Here is a 972-nt window from a genome sequence, read left to right on the forward strand (position 1 = left end):
CCGGGCGCGGGCCGCCGCGCGGGCGGCGGCCGGGGATGTGGCCGGGGACGCGGCCGCGGAGCCGGCGGAGTGCGCGATTCCGGCCACCCGCTCCGCCACGGGGAAGGCCGGCGTCTGACCGCGGCCTGATCGGGCTGGCACAATGGCCCGGCAAGCCGCAGATGTAAGGAGGCAACGGTGACGACCGCTGGACCGCCCGTTCGGGGCCGTTCGACCCGGCAGCGGGCCGCCGTGGCGGCGGCGCTCGACGAGGTCGACGAGTTCCGCAGTGCGCAGGATCTTCACGACATGCTCAAGCACAAGGGCGACTCCGTCGGGCTGACCACGGTGTACCGCACGCTCCAGTCCCTCGCCGACGCCGGCGAGGTCGACGTCCTGCGCACCTCCGACGGCGAGTCCGTCTACCGCCGCTGCTCCACCGGCGAGCACCACCACCACCTGGTCTGCCGCGTCTGCGGCAAGGCGGTCGAGGTGGAGGGCCCGGCCGTCGAAAAGTGGGCCGAGTCCATCGCAACGGAACACGGCTTCGTGAACGTGGCCCACACGGTGGAGGTCTTCGGCACGTGCGCAGACTGCGCGAGGGCCTCCGGCGGTTGAGCGGGGGCGCGTCCGGTTCGCTGTGGGGCGGGGCCGCGCGTTGCCTCCGGCGGTTGGCCGGGGGGCGCGCACGGTGCGTTCTGGGTCGGGGCCGCGACGGGGGTATCCGTCCTCGGTCTGGCGCGGAATCGGTCGGCTGCTAGAGATACCCGAGTCGACGCGCCATCCGCTGCGGGCGGACACCCCCGCCCCGTCCCCTTCGGTACGCGGGCGGCTGCGGCCCGGTCGGGGTACGCGTGCACGCGCACTCTCCAACACAGCCCAGCCCATCAGCTCCTCCGGCGCCCGAGGCCGGCATCCGTCAGCCTGTCCGGCGCCTGAGGACGAGGCCGTCCAGGCCGATACCCCCCTCCACCCGCACGTTCTCCCCCCCCC

General features: G+C 74.5%; 1 protein-coding gene. It reads left to right on the forward strand.

The genetic code is table 11. The features are described 5' to 3' along the window. Positions 1–177: 177 nt before the first annotated feature. On the forward strand, positions 178–597 hold the full coding sequence (locus FE633_RS46890; RefSeq protein ID WP_138051254.1) for a Fur family transcriptional regulator: 420 nt from the start codon (positions 178–180) through the stop codon (positions 595–597). The last annotated feature ends 375 nt before the right edge of the window (positions 598–972 follow it).

The organism is Streptomyces montanus (assembly GCF_005786655.1).
In the GTDB taxonomy this organism is placed as follows: Bacteria; Actinomycetota; Actinomycetes; order Streptomycetales; family Streptomycetaceae; genus Streptomyces; species Streptomyces sporangiiformans.